An 18,601-nucleotide genomic window follows, 5' to 3' on the forward strand; every position below is an offset into this window, starting at 1 on the left:
TGACTCTATCTTTGTCGGATCATCGTTTTGTAATCGTTATGGAAAAAGAAACAAAAGAGAGAAAAATAGAGTTAACAGCAGATGGCAGCCATACCCTGTTTATCCCTTCGATGGATGAACACTATCATTCGGTCAATGGGGCCATACAAGAAGCACGCCATGTATTTCTTCAGGCAGGACTGCATGAGGTACAAACAGATAAGATACGTATCCTGGAGATAGGCTTCGGTACCGGATTGAATGCCTTTCTTACCTTGCAGGAGGCGGCACGCACAAAAAAACAGATCACCTATTATACGATTGAACGCTTTCCCTTGCCAAAGGAAATAACCGATGTACTTAATTACGGAGAACTTATCTGGCCGGAATATAAAAACTTATTTCATCTTCTACATGCGGCAGCATGGGACGAAGATGTAGCTGTCACAGATTTCTTTACCCTGCACAAGATACAGGCAGACAGCAATCATTGCGATCTACCTCCTCACTTGGATCTTATCTATTTTGATGCTTTCGCACCGGATAAGCAACCGGAGATGTGGAGTCCGGAGATTTTCCAAAAGATATACGCCAACACCTCACCGGAGGGTGTCATCGTCACCTATTGTGCCAAAGGAGAAGTACGGCGCAATATGCAACACGCCGGATTTGCCATGCAACGCTTACCCGGCCCTCCGGGAAAAAGACATATGTTGTTCGGGAGGAAAAGGATTTACCCCTTCAATGCATAGATACGTTGGATGATATCGACCACTTTCATGCCTTCCAATACATTGGTAGTGATCGTTTCGGTGGAGGAGCCGGAAAGGACATCTACCACATTACGGATCACGAAATTATGGTTTTGAGCCGATCCTTTGTAGGGTCCATAATCATTTCCCGGATTGGTCGGAGCAAGTGACGGCATCTCATATCCTTTCACGTGGCAATACTCTACTTCATTCATATATTGTCCACCGATCTTTATGCTACCGTTTTCCGCCACAATCTGAAGGCTGCTTTCCATATTCTTATTCCATACGGCAGTGGAATAACTGATTGCTCCCATCCCTCCATTGACAAAGTCAAAATTGACAAAACCGGAATCTTCGAAATCAGTCAATTCCGCATGGTTGAAATCGGCAAAACGGGCCTGGATATTAGAGATATCCCCGAACAACCAGTACATGATATCGATAAAATGCGAGAACTGAGTAAACAGAGTGCCTCCATCCAGAGCTGCGTCGCCATGCCAGCCCCCGGTTTTATAATAACGTTCATCCCGGTTCCAATAACAATTGAGCTGCACCATATAGATCGTACCCAACCGACCCGACTCGACCAACTCCTTGATCCATACAGAAGGAGGAGAATAGCGGTTCTGCATCACACAGAAAACCTGTTTGTTGTATTTCAGGGAGGCAAAGACAATCTTTTCCGCATCGGCCAGCGACAACGCCATCGGCTTCTCTATAACCACATGATAACCGGCTTCGATTAGCCGCAGCGCCATCGGTGCATGCCAACCGTTAGGGGTACAAATACAGATCACATCTATCTGTAAGCCGGCATCTAATAAGGCATCGACAGAAGAAAAGAAAGGAACAGGGTATGCCTCTATGGCTAACTCTTCCCGGGGACGGATATCACATAAGGCGACCAACTCTCCTCCCGGCTCGCGATGAATCATCTCGGCATGTCGTTTTCCTATATGGCCGCAACCGATCACGGCAAAACGTATGTTGTCTTTATGCATAGCTATTTATTGTTTCTATGATATATTCTTGTTCGGCTGTGGTCATCTCCGTATGGATGGGAAGGGATAAGACAGAACGACTCAGACGAACCGCTTCCTGTAAGGGTAAAGGGGTACGGACCAACTCCCGGAAAGCTTCCTGCTCATGTACCGGAAAAGGATAATAGACCATCGAAGGGATCCCTTTTTCAAGTAGATAAGCTTGTAAATCATCTCGCTTCCCCTCTTTCACCTGGAGGGTATATTGATGATATACATGGGTCGAATAAATGGCTTTATGAGGGGTTACAATGAATTCGTTGGCTTGAAATGCTTCATCGTACCGGGCAGCTACCTGCCGGCGCGCCTTTGTGAAAGCATCCATATAAGTAAGCTTCACATTCAATATCGCTGCCTGCAATGTATCCAACCGGGAGTTACAACCGATTCGTTCGTGATGGTACTTTTTCCCCTGCCCATGATTGGCGATCTTATGCAACCGATCGGCCAATTCTTCATCCGCAGTCATCATCGCACCTCCGTCTCCATAACAGGCCAGCGGCTTGGAAGGGAAAAAAGAGGTGGTTCCGATATGCCCCATGGTGCCGGCTTGCCGAATACTTCCATCCGGGAAAGTATAGGTTGCCCCAACCGATTGCGCATTGTCTTCAATAACATATAAGTCGTGACGAGAAGCAATCTCTAATACAGGGTTCATATCCGCACATTGCCCGAAGAGGTGCACCACTACAATCGCCCGCGTCCGGGAAGAGAGGGCCTCTTCCAGTTGATGAGCGTCTATATTAAAGGTATGGGGATCGACATCCACCAGTACCGGAGTATACCCCAATAAGGCAATGACCTCCACAGCTGCCACATAGGTAAAAGCCGGCACAATCACCTCATCACCCGGCTCCAGCTCCAGACCCATTAAGGCGATCTGCAAGGCATCCGTTCCGTTACCGCAAGGAAGCACATGGGCTATAGAGAGGTAGGCTGCCAACCGGCTGGCAAACTCTTTTACCTGCGGACCGTTGATAAAGGCAGTTGCATCCCAAACAGACTGCATAGCGGCATCGATCTCCGGTTTTAACCGAAGATATTGACTGTGCAGATCAACCATTTGTATCTTCTCTATCATAATATGATAAACGATGAACATTCATCGTTGATTTTTATTTCACCTCACTTCCCGGCTTCACCTCTTTTTGAGGAGTGATAACCGCCAGGGAGCCGTCCGCATTTTCTGCAGAAAGGATCATCCCTTCGGAAACAATACCTTTTAATTTGCGGGGAGCCAGGTTAGCGATAAAGCATACCTGCTTGCCGACAAGCTCTTCCGGTTTATAATGTTGAGCAATACCGGAGATGATGGTACGTTGTTCCAAACCATCGTCGATACGGAATTGCAACAGTTTATCGGCCTTCGGCACCTTGATGCATTCCAATACCGTTCCCACCCGGATATCTAACTTAGTGAAATCATCGAATGCAATGTTTGCACGTATAGGGTTGGCTTTATAGTTTGCCTCTTCATTGGCTTTTTTGGTGTCGAGCAGTTTCTGCACCTGTTCTTCGACGACGCTGTCTTCGATCTTTTCGAACAGGAGCTCGGCTTTATTCAATGAGTGCCCGGCGGCCAAAAGGTCTGTGGCTCCCAGACGATCCCAGCCCAGGGGTTGTACGTTCAACATCTGATTCAGTTTCTCCATGCTAAACGGAAGGAAAGGTTCGAAGGCGATGGCTAGGTTGGCCGTGATCTGTAAAGAGATATGCAGGATTGTTCCGACACGCTCCATATCTGTCTTGGCCAGCTTCCAAGGTTCGGTATCCGCCAGATACTTATTCCCGATACGTGCCAGGTTCATGGCTTCTTTCTGCGCATCCCGGAAATGATAAGTATCCAATAAACGCTCCACAGCCGTCTTGACATCGACGAATTCTTTCAGTGTCGCTTGATCGTAGTCGGTCAGTTCACCGGCAGCCGGTACTTTTCCTTCGAAATATTTTTCGGTCAATACCAATGCCCGGTTCACAAAGTTACCGAAGATGGCTACCAATTCATTGTTATTGCGTGCCTGAAAATCTTTCCAGGTAAAGTCGTTATCTTTTGTCTCCGGCGCATTGGCTGTCAATACATAACGCAACACATCCTGTTTGCCGGGGAACTCTTCGAGGTACTCATGCAACCAAACGGCCCAATTACGGGAAGTAGAGATCTTATCCCCCTCCAGGTTCAGGAACTCATTGGCAGGCACATTCTCCGGCAGGTTAAACGAACCTTCGGCTTTCAACATGGTCGGGAAAACAATGCAATGGAACACAATATTGTCTTTCCCGATGAAATGCACCATTTTTGTCTCCGGGTCTTTCCACCAGGTCTGCCAACTCTCGGGCAATAACTCTTTGGTATTGGATATATAACCGATCGGAGCATCAAACCATACATACAACACCTTTCCATCGGCTCCTTCTACGGGAACAGGAATACCCCAGTCCAGGTCGCGGCTTACGGCACGGGGTTGCAGCCCCATATCGAGCCAGCTTTTACACTGACCATATACGTTGGGTTTCCATTCTTTATGTTCTTCCAGAATCCACTGACGCAGGAAAGGTTCGTATTTATCTAAAGGAAGATACCAGTGTTTCGTCTCTTTCATCACCGGAACACTGCCGCTAATGGCCGATTTGGGATTGACCAGGTCGGTAGCATTCAAGGACGTACCGCAGGCTTCACATTGGTCACCATAGGCATTCTCGCTATGACAATGTGGGCAGGTACCCGTGATGTAACGGTCGGCCAGGAATTGTTTGGCCTCTTCATCGTAATATTGCTCGGATGTTTTCTCTATAAACTCTCCTTTGTCATAGAGTTTGCGGAAAAAGTCCGATGCTACCTGACGATGGGTAGCCGAAGTGGTACGGGAATAAATATCAAAAGAAATACCAAAATCCTCAAACGATTTCTGGATGATATAATGAAAACGGTCAACAACATCTTGTGGGGTTACTCCTTCTTTCTTTGCACGGATGGTGATAGGCACTCCATGTTCATCCGATCCTCCGATCATCAAAACCTCTTCCCCTTTCAGTCGTAAATAACGTGCATAAATATCTGCGGGTACATAAACTCCGGCCAGGTGACCGATATGCACCGGTCCGTTTGCATACGGCAATGCCGTAGTGATAAGTGTTCTTTTGAATTGTTTTTCCATTCCTTTAGTTGTACTGTTTGGAATACAAAAGTACGAAAACTATTAATAATCATTGTCATATTGCCGGAATGTTCTTTAGGGTTTGAATGGTTCCACCGTCATCCTTTTTTTATAAGTCACAATCTCATTGCTTGCAACCGCCTTTCTGCCCTGAAATAAAAGTGCCGATATATGTCAGCAATTGTGCCGATATATATCAGCAATTGTGTCGACATATATCGGCACAAGTGTCGACAGCTATCGGCACTTTTATTTTCCAGCAGATACAGTCGATAGATACCGTGAGCCCTGAAAGGGGGCAACCGGTTCACCCCTTTCAGGGCTGATAGTGAGAGGATGTATTGCGACCGTGGGATTATCTTACAGCCGCGGGATTGCATCCCACGGTTATTCACCTGAAACCCCTCCGGGGTAATCCCTACTACCTCTTTACCTGTATACATAAGTCACCTGTATATGCAAGCGACCTGTATATACATCGTTATCTTATTGAATAACCCAAATACCAACTGTGTTAACCGGCACTATCTCGGCTCCTCTTCTTGGAGAAGAAGAGGGGGACCGCCGGCACAGCCGGTGGTGGAGCAGTTTGATGTATTATCATGTAGTTTGATATATTCTTATATTGAATAGCAAATAGGTATGTAGTAGGGGGCATTCTCCCCCCCCCTATAAACAATTAAAGGCTGTCTCACGACAACCCCTAACCAACTTTGTTAACCTTAAATCTAATACTATTATGAAAAAACCACGAAACAAAGATACAGGCTAGACAAGCTTTTGTCAAGTGTTTTCCGTGCAATATATGTTAAAGAACATAATGCTTATTGCCAAAAAATGTTAGTCAAATAAAATCTTTACAGATTAGAGTCAAAATCTTTTAAAATTAACAGTTTTCGTCTGTTAGCATCTTCTAAAAAAGGCATTATAAAACACTTTGACCATACCCCAACCTTCAAGAAGTGATTCGTATTATAAATGATTCGTATATAAAAAAATGTATATTTGAAAAATAACCAATAAACTGAGAAGATGATTACCAAAACCACAGATTTATTTAAAGAGGTCTCTCCTTTATCTTGTAAAGACTGTTTTATCGTTATCGAACGGTTGAAAAACACATTCAACTTCCCGATCCACATTCATCCGGAATGCGAGCTCAATTTCATCGAACATGCCAAGGGGGCGCAACGGATTGTGGGTGATTCGGTGGAAACAATCGGTGAAAAAGAGTTGGTACTGATCACCAACCCCAAGCTGGAGCATGCCTGGGTCAATCATAGATGTAAATCCCAGACTATTCATGAGATCACAGTGCAGTTTCATTCCTCTTCCATACCGGGGGAATTATTGGAAAAGAATCCGTTTCAAAGTATAAAGTTGTTATTCGAACGGGCACAAAAAGGCGTGGTCTTTGGCATACAGACCATAAACAAGATCCGTCCGTTATTGAAAACCCTTAGTTGCGAAACGGATAGTTTTTATTCCGTACTCAAATTATTAAGTATACTGCATGAGTTGTCTCTGGCGGAAGATGTCCGCACCCTGGCTAGCAGTTCTTTTCTTCAGTTGGAGAATAGCCCGGAGGAAGATCCGCGCATCAATAAGGTCGTAACCTATCTGAATCAAAACTATCAACAACAGGTACGCCTATCGGATGTAGCTTCCCTGGTTAATATGAGCGAGCCTTCGTTTTGTCGTTTCATGAAACAATGTACCTCGAAGAGCTTTGTCGACTTCCTGACAGATACGCGTATGGGCGTAGCCATCCGTTTATTGATAGACTCCAGCCAATCGGTTGCCGATATAGGGTATGCCTGCGGGTTTAATAACTTATCTAATTTCAATCGCATCTTTAAGAAGAAAAAAGGAATGCCTCCTTCCGAGTTTCGTGAAAACTATCGTAAGAAAAAGGTGATCGTTTGACCCCCTTTCCTCCCAACAGCGAAGATGAACCTTTATAAATCAACAACCTATACCTATGATACAAATTTACCCTCATATAATAATATCTTTCTTCGATAACCGGCATATATCCTATCGACCGATACCCTCTTACCCTATGGCCCAGCCTCCACATTGGCCTGGTCGTAATCTATTATATACGGCGGGATCTGTAAAAATTTGATTCAATATCATTATTTATGGCAAAAATCCTATTTGCTTCTCCGGCAGGCCTTCGCCTATCTTTGTGACAGCACTTATTTATTAATCTTAAATGTAACATTTATGAGACAAAGACTCGTATTCTTATGTTCAATATGGCTCACCCTGTATACTACTCTTTCGTGGGCGCAGCAAGAAGTTACGATTAACGGTACGGTAACCGACAGCGAAAATAATCCGATTATTGGTGCTACCGTTATAATCAAAGGAACCACAGTAGGAACCACTACTGATCTGGATGGGACATACCGCCTGAAAGCCTCGCCTGATCAGACCTTACAATTTTCTTATGTAGGAATGCAACCCCAGGAAATCGTAGTAGGCAATCAGACTCTTATCGATGTACATATGCTTGATGGCGAAATACTGGAAGAAGTCGTGGTGATCGGCTATGGTATGATAAAGAAAAGCGACCTTACCGGGGCTGTCTCTTCGATGCGTGCCAAAGACCTGATGACCAACATAAACACAAGCGTAGCCGGAGCACTTCAGGGAAAGATCCCCGGTGTATCTGTGACAAACGTAAGTGGTGAACCGGGCAAAGGCATGAGTATCACGGTGCGTGGTATCACCTCTTTGACCAATAACGATCCGCTCTATGTGATCGATGGGGTGTATGGCGACCTGCATATGATCGATCCGGCAGATATAGCATCTATCGAAGTATTGAAAGACGCTTCGGCAGCCGCCATCTACGGATCAAGGGCTGCCAGCGGGGTAGTATTGGTATCGACCCATACAGGCAGAAAAAACACAGCGGCCAAGCTGGACCTGAATGTATACACCGGTATACAACAAATCTCCAAGAAGTTGGATGTGATGAATGCAGCCGAATGGATGAATTTCCTACGGGAGAAAGGGCAGGGTGCCCATCTGGACGGTTCGCGTTATGCGCAATCGGTTTCAGGCAAAGGTACCGACTGGCAGGATGAGTTGTATCAAAGTGCGTTGATGTATAAAGCCAATATAGGTATTGGCGGTGGATCGGAAAATGCGGTATACAATACATCTGTCGGTTATTTGAGTCAGGAAGGTATTATGCGCAATACGAATTACGAAGCATTCACGGCACGTATGAAGACTGAATTCTCTTTCCTGAACAATCGTTTGAAGATAGGAGAATCTCTTTATTTTAAATCAGGGAAAGGTACGGGTTACAGTGATCACTCCACAGTACAGGATGCTTTACGTATGTCTCCTATTGTTCCGGTATATGACAATGCCCGGGAAACAGGCTGGGGAGCGGTGGAAGACTGGATGAATAATATGAGTAATTGTGTCGGTAGTACGTATACAAACTCGAACTGGGGAAATGATAATCGCAAATCTCTGGATATCTTATTCAATGGATATCTTCAACTGGAGATTCTGGAGGGTCTTCAATATAAATTAAACTTTTCCTTGGATCAGTCGCAGATAAACAATAGGGCGTACCGGAAGGTGTTTGATTTTGGTGCCGGAGGATCGAACCAACTGCCGGACCTGAGTGAAAATAGCTCCCATTACAAAACATGGGTATTGGAAAACACCTTACACTATGATAAGACATTTGATAAACATATGGTTTCTGCCCTGGTGGGGTATTCGGCACAGAAGTACAAAATAAGAAACCTGTCCGCCATGCGGGAAGAACTGCCTGTGGGCACATCGGTGATTGGAGCCGGTTCCGCCTCCCTGCAAAGCAATAATGGCTCCGCTTATCACAGCGGTCTGCTTTCTTTCTTCGGACGTGTGATGTACAGCTATGACTCCCGTTATATGTTATCGGCCTCTATCCGTCGGGACGGTTCTTCCAAGTTTGAAGACGGGCATCGCTATGGTAATTTTCCTTCTTTCTCTTTGGGCTGGAACATACACAACGAAGCCTTTGCAGAAGAGTGGAGGTCGGTTGTCAGTGAACTGAAACTGAGAGCCAGCTACGGGAAGTTAGGGAATCAACAGATCAGCGATTATATGACCAAAAGAACGCTCTCTTCCAGTATCAACTATGTGCAGGGCGACCAATGGTGGTTAGGGAATATCACCGGAAACAACTGGGTATCCCCTTCCGACCTGACATGGGAGACAACCGAAACAGCCAATATAGGTTTAGACGCCTCTTTCCTGAACGGGCGCTTAAGTCTTACCGCCGATGCCTTTATCCAGGAGACAAAAGACGTATTGATGCCGGTATCGATGCCGGGCTCTGCCGGGCTGGACGGAAGTCCGACGCTGAATGCGGGTACGATCCAGAATAAAGGGTTCGAATTAGCTATCACACACCGCCATACGGTAGGCGAAATCTATTATAGCATAACAGCCAATATGTCGTCCATCAGCAACAAAGTGAAAAAGATTACCGTCGGAAACGAACAAGAAATCGGAGGATACAATCCACAAGGCTTAGGCACGATTACCTGGTTCAATATCGACGAACCGATGGGGGTGTTCCGTGTCATTCAGACGGATGGCATCTTTCAGTCGCAAGCCGAGGTCGATGCCTACCGAAATGTCAATGGCGATCTGATTCAACCGGCAGCACAACCGGGAGATATCCGTTTCATCGATTATAACAAAGACGGAGCAATTAATGATGCCGATCGACAGACAGTAGGCAAACCTTTGCCCGATGTGGCGTTTGGTCTTCGTGGCAGTGTGGAATGGAGAGGGCTTGATCTGAATTTCTTCTTCGACGGCATGGTGGGCAACTCCATCTATAACTTTACCCGCTACCGATTGGAGAATATGGAAAAATACGAAAACTATTCCAAAGACATCCTGAAAGCCTGGACACCAGGCAATACCCGTACGGATGTTCCCCGCTGGTCGAAGATGGGTGACGAAGTGGATCCGAACAAAAACGCCCGTGTTAATTCCGACCGTTGGATAGAAAAAGGGGACTTTCTTCGTCTGAAAACATTGGAGATTGGTTATACCCTGCCCAAAGAGCTGACAGGCAAAATGATGATCGACCGTTTGAGACTGTATACCGCTATGGAAAATCTGTTTACCCTTACCGGATACTCCGGCTATACGCCAGACTTGGGATATACCGATAATAATACGTCTTATACGGCTTTGGCAAGAGGTACAGACCATGGGCGTTATCCACAGGCACGCACAATCTCTTTCGGTATGCAAATTGGCTTCTAATTATTAATTGTAAAGATTTAAAGAGATGAGAACAATCATATATAAAAAAGGCATTTTAATAGCATGGGTGTTTTGTTTATTAACAGCCTGCAACTCGGACTTCCTCAATGAAGTAAATCCGAACCAACCGACGGAAGATACGTATTGGAATACGGAAGCAGATGCGGAAGCTGCTTTGGCTACGATCTACTCGCCCATCCGTGGACAGATGTATGGATACTGGGGGGCTTTTACCGGTTTTCAGAATCAGAATGTGCGGGGAGACGATGTGCATCCTATCCAGGATGACCCGACTACCTGGCAAACAACGGTTTTTATCAACGACCCGAACAATTCGCATCTGGCAGACGACTGGGGATTATTGTACAAAAGTATCAGCCGGGCCAATACCTTTATCACCAACGTAGACAAGGTTGAGATGGATATCACCCGTAAAAATGAAATGCTAGGCGAAGCGTATTTCTTACGCGCATGGAACTACTTTATGCTGGTGATGAACTGGGGAGATGTGCCCTTGCGCCTTACTCCCATCCAGAATACGGACGAATCGATGTCACCCTCTACTGCGGAGGCGGAAATATGGGTACAGGTAGAGGCGGATCTGAAACAGGCCAAAACCTTGTTGCCGGTGACACGTCCCGCAGCTCAAAACGGACGCGTCACCAAAGGGGCAGCCATTGCTTACCTGGGCAGAGCCTATATCTATCAGAATAAATTCGCCGAAGGGAAAGCCGAATTGGAAGAGATCATGCAAAGTCCCTATACCTATGAGTTAGTTGCCGACTATGAAGATAACTATACGGAAAAGAATGAGTTCAATGAAGAGTCGATTTTTGAAATCAACTATATGCAGTTTGGTACCGGAGGTGTTTGGGGGAATGACGGAAGCGATACGCCTCAGATAAATATCCTGGCGAACTTCGTCGGTTCGCCGACAACAGATGGCTGGTATAAGATTCAACCATCCAAATCAATCGTAGATGAGTTTACGGCCGAAGAACGTCCCGCCGGCGCAGACTCCCGCTGGGACAAACGCATGTATACCAATTTCTTCTTTAAATATTCGGATTATAACGATCCGAGACCCGATGAAACCTGGTATGGGGAAAAGAATATTTCCATGGACGATCTTTGGACAGGTACTGCCGGCAAACGCACCGGTAATGAACCGGGGTATTCATCGATCGACGGGATGCCGGGACGTTTTATTATTAAAAAGTTCACCGCTTTCTGGTCAAGCAATGGAGATGGCATGTATCATTCCGAAAAACATACCAATAACATCCGCGTGATGCGTTTTGCCGAAGTATTGTTATTACATGCCGAGGCAGCAGCAAAGACAGGAAATCTGACAGCAGCAAACAGCAGTCTTACGCGCATCCGCGACCGGGCCGGATTGGCTCAGAAGAGCTGGGCAAGCGCTGATGAGATAATGAAAGAGATAGAACATCAACGCCTGCTCGAATTTTGGATGGAAGGGCACCGCTTCTATGATCTGAAACGCTGGTATACGGCTGCCGAGATTAAAAATATATGGATGCAAAGAGGTAAACTGGGAGCGAACAACTTCCAGGAAAAGCACCTGTACTATCCGATCCCTCAGGGCGAAATCAATTCCAATACAGAGATCGAACAACATCCTCTGTGGAGATAAGATTGTGATCTTCCGTTCCTTCCCTGAATAGGTAAGAAACGGAAGATCGTTTTACCTCATACATTCTCAAAAACAGCAATTTCAATTGGATCATATGGCATTACGAAAAAAAACTATTCAAAGAGATGCGTTTATGGAGCTCTTATCCTTTTTCCTGTGGATAGGTATAGGGATATTGTCTGGCTCTTGTGAAGAGGATATAAAAGCCCCCCTAGACATCAGCGGAGATATTGCTACTTTGGAAAAAATCATCTCCGAAGGAAATCTCTTAATACATACTGAGAAAAAAGAGGGAGAGAACATTTTGATTTTTGAGACCGACACCTTGACGATCGACTCCGAGCGGATACTGGATATATATGTGGATAAAGCCCATTGGAAAACATCGTTAACCTTTACCGATAAGACAACATTGGAGATACCCACTTTGGCGGAATCGTTTCATGTAGAAAAGATCCGGTTAAACCCGACTACCTATGCGCCCCTCTCTGCCCGGGTGAATGTTTCTTTTCCGGTAGAAGGGAAAGTGAAGATGCGGATAAAAAGCAAAGAGAAAGAAATAGCTGATATCAACCATCTGTTTACGACATACGGTTATAATCACCAGATAGACATTCATGGCCTTTATCCGGATCATTTAAACACCGTTTATCTCTCTTTTACAGATAAAAAAGGGAAAGAACGTCTGACGGACACCTTGAAGATACAAACAGAAAACATCTCAAAGATTATCAATACACAAACCAAATCCATCCAGCTGAACACCTCCGGGATGGAGCCGGGATTGTTCCTGATCAGCTATGTAGGAGGTACATTGTACGATGCCCATCGCCCGTATATGATCGATGGCAAAGGTAATACGCGCTGGCTCTTAGCCCTAGCTCATCATCCGGAACTGGTTAAGTTGATTGCCGGGAATGGTTTCAAGAGATTGAAGAACGGCAATTTCATTGCCGGCGGAAGGGAAAATCAAATGCTTTATGAGATCAATATGATGGGGGAAATCCTGCACCGCTGGGATCTGCAACCGATAGGCATCGGCTTTCATCACGATATCATCGAGATGCCCACAGGCAATCTGTTATTCACTGCTACAAAAATGGGAGATAAAAAGCCGGATGGCTCGGCTGCTATCATGGATTATGTAATCGAACTGCACCGGGAAACCGGGGCTATCGTGACGGCATGGGACTTGAAACAATCACTTGATGTAAACCGCGACCTATTGAGAGTGGATCAAGGCAAGAGCAATTGGGCACATGGCAATGGATTGGCTTATATCAAAGAGCAGGATGCGATCATCCTTTCTACCCGCTTCCAGGGATTTGTCAAATTGGATCGGCAGAACAAGGTGAAATGGATCTTATCTCCCCAAAAAGGATGGAGTCAAAACGGACAAGGTATTCTCTTAAAGAATTATCTATTGAATCCGGTAGACGCAAAGGGAAATCCGATCACAGACAAAGAGGTATTGGATGGAAACGTACCGGATGAGTCATTCGAATGGAACTGGACTTCACATAGTCCGCGGTTACTGCCCGACGGTAATCTACTTATTTTTGACAATGGATATATGCGCCATTACAAAAGAGACCAGCGCAATGGGTACAGTCGGGCCGTTATCTATAAGATCGATGAAACCCAAAAGACCGTACAGCAAGTATGGCAATATGGGAAAGAACGGGGTAATGCGTGTTATGCCTATGCCGGTGGTTCGGTTCAATACCTGCCTGTAAAAGGGAACATCTTGTTTGCCAGTGGCATGAATGCGGAAATATCTTCCGGCAGAGGAGGTCGAATCCTGGAGATAAATGTGCAAAACAAAGAGGTGGTATGTGAAATTGAAATAAAGCCACCCCATAGCTCACCATTTCAATGTGCTGCACATATGTCTTTATATCCGTGAGGCATTTAAGTTAAATAAGGCAATACTATAAAATAGAAGAACAGATCTACATACAAAAGAAAAGAACTCTTAAGAAACGATGCTTCATCATTTGAATGAGCATCGCATAGGCTCTTGTTTAGGAGACTCCCGGTTTGGTGGAAAACCGGGAGTTCTTTTTGTATCCCTTAGAGAGAAAGACGTTCTTTCAGTAGTTTGTATCCGCTGGTACTGGCACGCAGGCTGGTTCCGTTTTTGAGTTTTACCTGGTAATTTTCTTTGCCGAATAATTCGACACGGGCAATAAAATCGGTATTGACAATCGAAGAACGGTGGATACGTACAAAGGTCAAAGGCAGATGCTGCTCGAAATATTTCATCGTCTGTTCCTTTATATATTGTCCGGAAGAGGTGAAAAGGGTGACGTAATCGCCACTTGCCTGCAGGCAATACAATTCTTCAAGATGCACAATGTGGATACGGCTGCCGTCTTTGACGGAGATGCGGTCAATACAGTCAGTCGAAAAGGTCGCTGTTATTTCGGACTGCTTCTCTTTTTCTTGTCTCATTCTTTCTTCTTCCAACATCTCGCGGCATTGTTGCTCATTCTGCAGGTTTTCGTACCATTGCAAAAGAATGATCCAGCAAAGCAAGCCTAAGACAAAACGAAGAGGTAAGGTATAAAGAAAAGACTCCTGATTTTCAAGTCCCAGGATTGTCATAACCGTAAAGCTGATACCCAGGCACACCAACTGAACCAAGAATGCCAGAAACAATTGCACCTGCCATACACGGATATATTCCAATACAAACCAGGCAAAAAAGCCGGCGACCGTCAGTAATCCGGTTGACAAAATACTATCTCCCCAAGCCTGCATAGGCGTTGCCTGTCCATACCGGAGAAGAACGACTCCTTGTAAGCCGGCTACCAGGAGAATAAGTAGACTTCCCTTTATCCTGTGGGTCATGGATTGTATGAGTGGATGTGTATACATCTTTAGCTTTTAATATACAATCCACCAAAATTAACATTCCCCTGAATGATCAATCTATGTTCATTGTCAATCTGCGGGGCAAGCATACGTTTGTCTTCCACTCCTCCAAAGGTATTGTCTACCTGGACAATCACATTCCAATGAGTAGGCACAAAAATTTCAATGCTGCCGAACGAGCAATCCACCTTGATATATGTCTCAGCCACCTCCAGGGTCGTACGCCGAAGATCCAATGCGATGGAACCAAAGGAAGCTTCCAGATTGGCTCCGCCGAAAACAGGATCCAATACAATATGTTTGGCTTCGCCGAAAGTAATATTCGATGTGACATATCCATCTTCCGTAGTGGTTGATTCCGTATGCTCTCCTATCGGTTTATGTCCCCAGCAGGATGTACTGTTTTTATTGAACAGTTTCAAAAGTATGCCTATCCCGATAACGATCAGTAATACCGGCCAATATGTCCCCATCCCATAAAAACCGGGCAAAAGAAAATAAACACCTACTGCCATCAGTATCAAGCCTCCTATCAGATTCCGTTTAAACAATTGGAAGACACCGATGTAAACAAGCAACATCTGCCAGGAAATAACTGTACGGAATACCGACGTAGTGACCCATCCTAAGTTATGAGCCAGATACATTATACCTATAATAATAAAACCAAGTGCTACACCGATCGTATTCAATGTACGATGCCGGGAATGTCTGTGTGATGTGTTATTCATAATTCCATTTGTTTTAAATTCAGAGGCAAAACTATCATATCCCTGTATACTATGCTATAAAGAAACGCCTATTCATGGGAGTTTCCCGACGAATGACGGAATATGGACGGTAAATAAAGTATGCATTACAAACATACATATAAATTTAAAAAGTATAATCTTTTCGTCAAAGACTAAATCTCTATTTTCTTTTGGGGGTGTCAATCGTTTCCGTACGGAATTCGCGACACATATAAAACCCAAAAAGGGAGTGAGAAAACCTCACTCCCTTTTTTACTATTTAAGAGACATTGTTTAGTCTTGCAGTTTCGCCTTGATGAACTCGCGGTTCAGGCGGGCGATGTTGCTGATCGATACGGCTTTCGGACATTCGGCTTCGCAGGCGCGGGTGTTGGTACAGTTACCAAAACCCAATTCGTCCATCTTCGATACCATCGCTTTGGCACGACGGGCTGCTTCTACGCGGCCTTGTGGTAACAAAGCCAACTGGCTCACCTTCGCGGAAACGAACAACATGGCCGAACCGTTCTTACAAGCGGCAGCACAGGCACCACAACCGATACAAGCGGCCGCGTCCATGGCCAGGTCAGCATCCTTTTTAGGAATAGGAATCGCGTTCGCGTCGGGGATCCCTCCGGTATTAATAGAAACAAATCCACCGGCCTGGATGATCTTGTCGTACGCATAGCGATCGACCATCAGGTCGCGGATCACCGGGAAACCGGCCGAACGCCAAGGCTCGATGGTGATCGTTGCGCCGTCGTCGAACTTACGCATATGCAACTGGCAAGTAGTGATTTCGGTATCCGGTCCGTGTGGATGTCCGTCGATATAGAGCGAACACATCCCACAGATGCCTTCGCGGCAGTCGTGATCGAATACAACCGGTTCTTTTCCTTCGTTAACCAATTGTTCGTTCAGGATATCAAGCATTTCAAGGAATGATGTTCCCTGGGAAATGTCCTTTAGCTGATAGGTTTCGAAAGCTCCTTTTTCTTTCGGGCCTCTCTGACGCCAAACCTTCAGGGTGATATTTATATTTTTGTCCATGATTCTCTTTAGAATTATAAATTGTAAATTGTAAATTATAAATTGCTGTTATCAATCATTGTTTATAATTGATAATTAACAATTAACCATTAATTCTTATAGTTCCGTTGCTGACGTACTATGAATTCGTAATCCAACGCTTCTTTATACATCACAGGGTCTTTGTCTTCACCCTGGTATTCCCAGCAGGATACATACGAGAATTCCTCGTCGCGACGCATGGCTTCACCTTCTTCGGTTTGATATTCTTCACGGAAGTGGCCTCCGCAAGACTCCGCACGGTCGTAAGCATCGTGTGCCATCAGTTCACCGATTTCCAGGAAGTCGGCCAGGCGAAGGGCTTTTTCAAGCTCTACGTTCAGGTCGTCGCCTTTACCCGGGATACGTACGTTGCTCCAGAATTCTTTCTTCAGCTTCTTCATACTTTCGATCGCACCTTTCAAGCCTTCGGCGTTACGTGCCATCCCTACGAAGTCCCACATGATGTGTCCCAGTTCTTTATGGATGCTGTCTACCGAACGTTTACCTTGGATCTTCATCAGTTTGTTGATACGATCCTGGATACCTTTTTCGGCTTCGGCAAACTCAGGCAGGTCGGTACTGAAACGCGGCACCTGGATCTGGTCGGCCAGATAGTTCTGGATTGTATAAGGCAACACGAAATAACCGTCGGCCAATCCCTGCATCAATGCGGAAGCACCCAAGCGGTTGGCTCCGTGGTCGGAGAAGTTGGCTTCACCGATCGCGAACAGCCCCGGAACAGAGGTCATCAGTTCGTAGTCTACCCACAGACCACCCATCGAGTAGTGCAAGGCCGGATAGATCATCATCGGTGTTTCATATGGATTATCGTCTACAATTTTTTCATACATCTGGAACAGGTTTCCGTAGCGGGCTTCCACCACATTACGGCCCAGGCGGTTGATCGCCTCAGAGAAGTCCAGATAAACAGCCTGTCCGGCGCCTACACCGAAACCGGCATCGCAACGTTCTTTCGCCGCGCGTGAAGCCACGTCGCGCGGAACCAGGTTACCGAATGCCGGATAACGACGTTCCAGATAGTAGTCGCGGTCTTCTTCTTTCAACTGTGTCGGTTTCAATTTGCCGGCACGGATCGCTTCGGCGTCTTCTTTCTTTTTCGGAACCCAGATCCGTCCGTCGTTACGCAACGACTCAGACATCAGGGTCAGTTTCGATTGGAACTCGCCATGCACCGGAATACAGGTCGGGTGGATCTGTACCATACACGGATTTGCGAAGTAAGCCCCTTTCTTATAACATTGCCATGCGGCCGAACCGTTCGATGCCATCGCGTTGGTCGACAGGAAGAAGGTATTTACATAACCTCCGGTTGCTACCACCACAGCATGTGCAGAGAAACGTTCCAGTTTACCGCTCACCAGGTCACGGGCAATGATACCACGGGCACGGCCGTCGACCTTCACCACATCAACCATTTCATGGCGGGTATACATTTTAACTTTGTTCAAGCCGATCTGGCGGCTCAATGCCGAGTAAGCACCCAATAATAGCTGCTGTCCCGTCTGACCGCGGGCGTAGAACGTACGCGATACCTGCGCACCTCCGAACGAACGGTTATCTAACAGACCGCCGTATTCGCGGGCAAAAGGAACACCCTGTGCGACGCACTGGTCGATAATTGCGTTGGAAACTTCCGCCAGACGGTACACGTTGGCTTCGCGGGCACGGTAGTCGCCCCCTTTGATCGTATCGTAGAAGAGACGGTAAACCGAGTCACCGTCGTTTTGATAGTTTTTTGCCGCATTGATACCTCCCTGAGCAGCGATCGAGTGCGCACGACGGGGAGAGTCCTGAATACAGAAATTAAGAACATTGAAGCCCATTTCCGCCAGAGACGCAGCAGCAGAAGCACCGGCCAGACCGGTTCCTACGACGATTACATCCAAGCGGCGTTTGTTTGCCGGGTTCACCAATTTCTGATGTGCTTTATAATTGGTCCACTTCTCAGCCAACGGGCCTTGAGGGGTTTTTGATTTTATCTGTGTCATATCTATTTTTCTATTATTAGTTACACCTTTAG

12 protein-coding genes are annotated in these 18,601 nt (G+C 45.9%); 5 read left to right on the forward strand and 7 right to left on the reverse strand.

Annotated elements, in window-relative coordinates:
* The first annotated feature begins 38 nt into the window (after window positions 1-38).
* Complete coding sequence (mnmD, locus tag D0T51_RS10580; protein WP_163729107.1) at window positions 39-731, forward strand: tRNA (5-methylaminomethyl-2-thiouridine)(34)-methyltransferase MnmD; 693 nt, start codon at window positions 39-41, stop codon at window positions 729-731.
* On the opposite strand, the gene D0T51_RS10585 is transcribed toward mnmD, so the two are convergent.
* Genes D0T51_RS10585 through metG form a run of 3 tightly spaced genes read right to left on the reverse strand, consistent with a single transcriptional unit; the run spans window position 713 to window position 4,929 of the window.
* Window positions 713-1,735, reverse strand: coding sequence for a Gfo/Idh/MocA family protein (locus D0T51_RS10585; RefSeq protein WP_163729110.1), 1,023 nt, complete (start codon window positions 1,733-1,735; stop codon window positions 713-715). The two genes, mnmD and D0T51_RS10585, sit on opposite strands and share 19 nt — an antisense overlap.
* A complete protein-coding gene (locus D0T51_RS10590) occupies window positions 1,728-2,855 on the reverse strand; it encodes a DegT/DnrJ/EryC1/StrS aminotransferase family protein (RefSeq protein WP_203583372.1) in 1,128 nt (375 codons plus the stop codon). The genes D0T51_RS10585 and D0T51_RS10590 overlap by 8 nt, the downstream gene beginning before the upstream one ends.
* A 34-nt stretch (window positions 2,856-2,889) precedes the next feature.
* Entirely contained in the window at window positions 2,890-4,929 is a 2,040-nt protein-coding gene (gene metG / locus D0T51_RS10595) for a methionine--tRNA ligase (protein ID WP_163729112.1), read from the reverse strand.
* A 1,032-nt stretch (window positions 4,930-5,961) separates the two neighbouring features.
* Between metG and D0T51_RS10600 the strand changes: the two genes are divergently transcribed.
* The 4 genes from D0T51_RS10600 to D0T51_RS10615 all read left to right on the forward strand — a co-directional run bounded on the left by D0T51_RS10600 (window position 5,962) and on the right by D0T51_RS10615 (window position 13,787).
* Window positions 5,962-6,855 carry an AraC family transcriptional regulator gene (locus D0T51_RS10600; protein ID WP_163729115.1) on the forward strand — a complete coding sequence of 298 codons (894 nt, stop codon included), beginning with the start codon at window positions 5,962-5,964 and terminating at the stop codon, window positions 6,853-6,855.
* A gap of 303 nt (window positions 6,856-7,158) precedes the next feature.
* Window positions 7,159-10,227 carry a TonB-dependent receptor gene (locus D0T51_RS10605; protein WP_163729118.1) on the forward strand — a complete coding sequence of 1,023 codons (3,069 nt, stop codon included), beginning with the start codon at window positions 7,159-7,161 and terminating at the stop codon, window positions 10,225-10,227.
* A 25-nt stretch (window positions 10,228-10,252) separates the two neighbouring features.
* Window positions 10,253-11,881 (forward strand): RagB/SusD family nutrient uptake outer membrane protein, encoded by a 1,629-nt coding sequence (locus D0T51_RS10610; RefSeq protein ID WP_163729121.1) that lies wholly within the window; start codon window positions 10,253-10,255, stop codon window positions 11,879-11,881.
* Between the two features lie 133 nt (window positions 11,882-12,014).
* Complete coding sequence (locus tag D0T51_RS10615; protein ID WP_163729124.1) at window positions 12,015-13,787, forward strand: aryl-sulfate sulfotransferase; 1,773 nt, start codon at window positions 12,015-12,017, stop codon at window positions 13,785-13,787.
* A 167-nt stretch (window positions 13,788-13,954) separates the two neighbouring features.
* On the opposite strand, the gene D0T51_RS10620 is transcribed toward D0T51_RS10615, so the two are convergent.
* From D0T51_RS10620 to D0T51_RS10635, 4 genes are all read right to left on the reverse strand, one after another.
* Entirely contained in the window at window positions 13,955-14,761 is an 807-nt protein-coding gene (locus D0T51_RS10620; protein ID WP_163729127.1) for a LytTR family DNA-binding domain-containing protein, read from the reverse strand.
* A gap of 2 nt (window positions 14,762-14,763) precedes the next feature.
* On the reverse strand, window positions 14,764-15,489 hold the full coding sequence (locus D0T51_RS10625) for a LiaI-LiaF-like domain-containing protein (RefSeq protein WP_163729130.1): 726 nt from the start codon (window positions 15,487-15,489) through the stop codon (window positions 14,764-14,766).
* Between the two features lie 294 nt (window positions 15,490-15,783).
* Window positions 15,784-16,539 carry a succinate dehydrogenase/fumarate reductase iron-sulfur subunit gene (locus tag D0T51_RS10630; protein WP_163729132.1) on the reverse strand — a complete coding sequence of 252 codons (756 nt, stop codon included), beginning with the start codon at window positions 16,537-16,539 and terminating at the stop codon, window positions 15,784-15,786.
* Between the two features lie 89 nt (window positions 16,540-16,628).
* Window positions 16,629-18,569 carry a fumarate reductase/succinate dehydrogenase flavoprotein subunit gene (locus D0T51_RS10635; protein ID WP_163729135.1) on the reverse strand — a complete coding sequence of 647 codons (1,941 nt, stop codon included), beginning with the start codon at window positions 18,567-18,569 and terminating at the stop codon, window positions 16,629-16,631.
* Window positions 18,570-18,601: the final 32 nt, after the last annotated feature.

It is taken from the genome of Parabacteroides sp. 52, from assembly GCF_010500925.1.
Classification (GTDB): Bacteria; Bacteroidota; Bacteroidia; order Bacteroidales; family Tannerellaceae; genus QVMG01.

What these genes read in the sequence shown, in the direction of transcription:
- mnmD (WP_163729107.1), top strand. Translation starts at nt 39, where the DNA reads ATGGAAAAAGAAACAAAAGAGAGAAAAATAGAGTTAACAGCAGATGGC.
- D0T51_RS10585 (WP_163729110.1), bottom strand. Translation starts at nt 1,735, where the DNA reads ATGCATAAAGACAACATACGTTTTGCCGTGATCGGTTGCGGCCATATA.
- D0T51_RS10590 (WP_203583372.1), bottom strand. Translation starts at nt 2,855, where the DNA reads ATGATAGAGAAGATACAAATGGTTGATCTGCACAGTCAATATCTTCGG.
- metG (WP_163729112.1), bottom strand. Translation starts at nt 4,929, where the DNA reads ATGGAAAAACAATTCAAAAGAACACTTATCACTACGGCATTGCCGTAT.
- D0T51_RS10600 (WP_163729115.1), top strand. Translation starts at nt 5,962, where the DNA reads ATGATTACCAAAACCACAGATTTATTTAAAGAGGTCTCTCCTTTATCT.
- D0T51_RS10605 (WP_163729118.1), top strand. Translation starts at nt 7,159, where the DNA reads ATGAGACAAAGACTCGTATTCTTATGTTCAATATGGCTCACCCTGTAT.
- D0T51_RS10610 (WP_163729121.1), top strand. Translation starts at nt 10,253, where the DNA reads ATGAGAACAATCATATATAAAAAAGGCATTTTAATAGCATGGGTGTTT.
- D0T51_RS10615 (WP_163729124.1), top strand. Translation starts at nt 12,015, where the DNA reads ATGGAGCTCTTATCCTTTTTCCTGTGGATAGGTATAGGGATATTGTCT.
- D0T51_RS10620 (WP_163729127.1), bottom strand. Translation starts at nt 14,761, where the DNA reads ATGTATACACATCCACTCATACAATCCATGACCCACAGGATAAAGGGA.
- D0T51_RS10625 (WP_163729130.1), bottom strand. Translation starts at nt 15,489, where the DNA reads ATGAATAACACATCACACAGACATTCCCGGCATCGTACATTGAATACG.
- D0T51_RS10630 (WP_163729132.1), bottom strand. Translation starts at nt 16,539, where the DNA reads ATGGACAAAAATATAAATATCACCCTGAAGGTTTGGCGTCAGAGAGGC.
- D0T51_RS10635 (WP_163729135.1), bottom strand. Translation starts at nt 18,569, where the DNA reads ATGACACAGATAAAATCAAAAACCCCTCAAGGCCCGTTGGCTGAGAAG.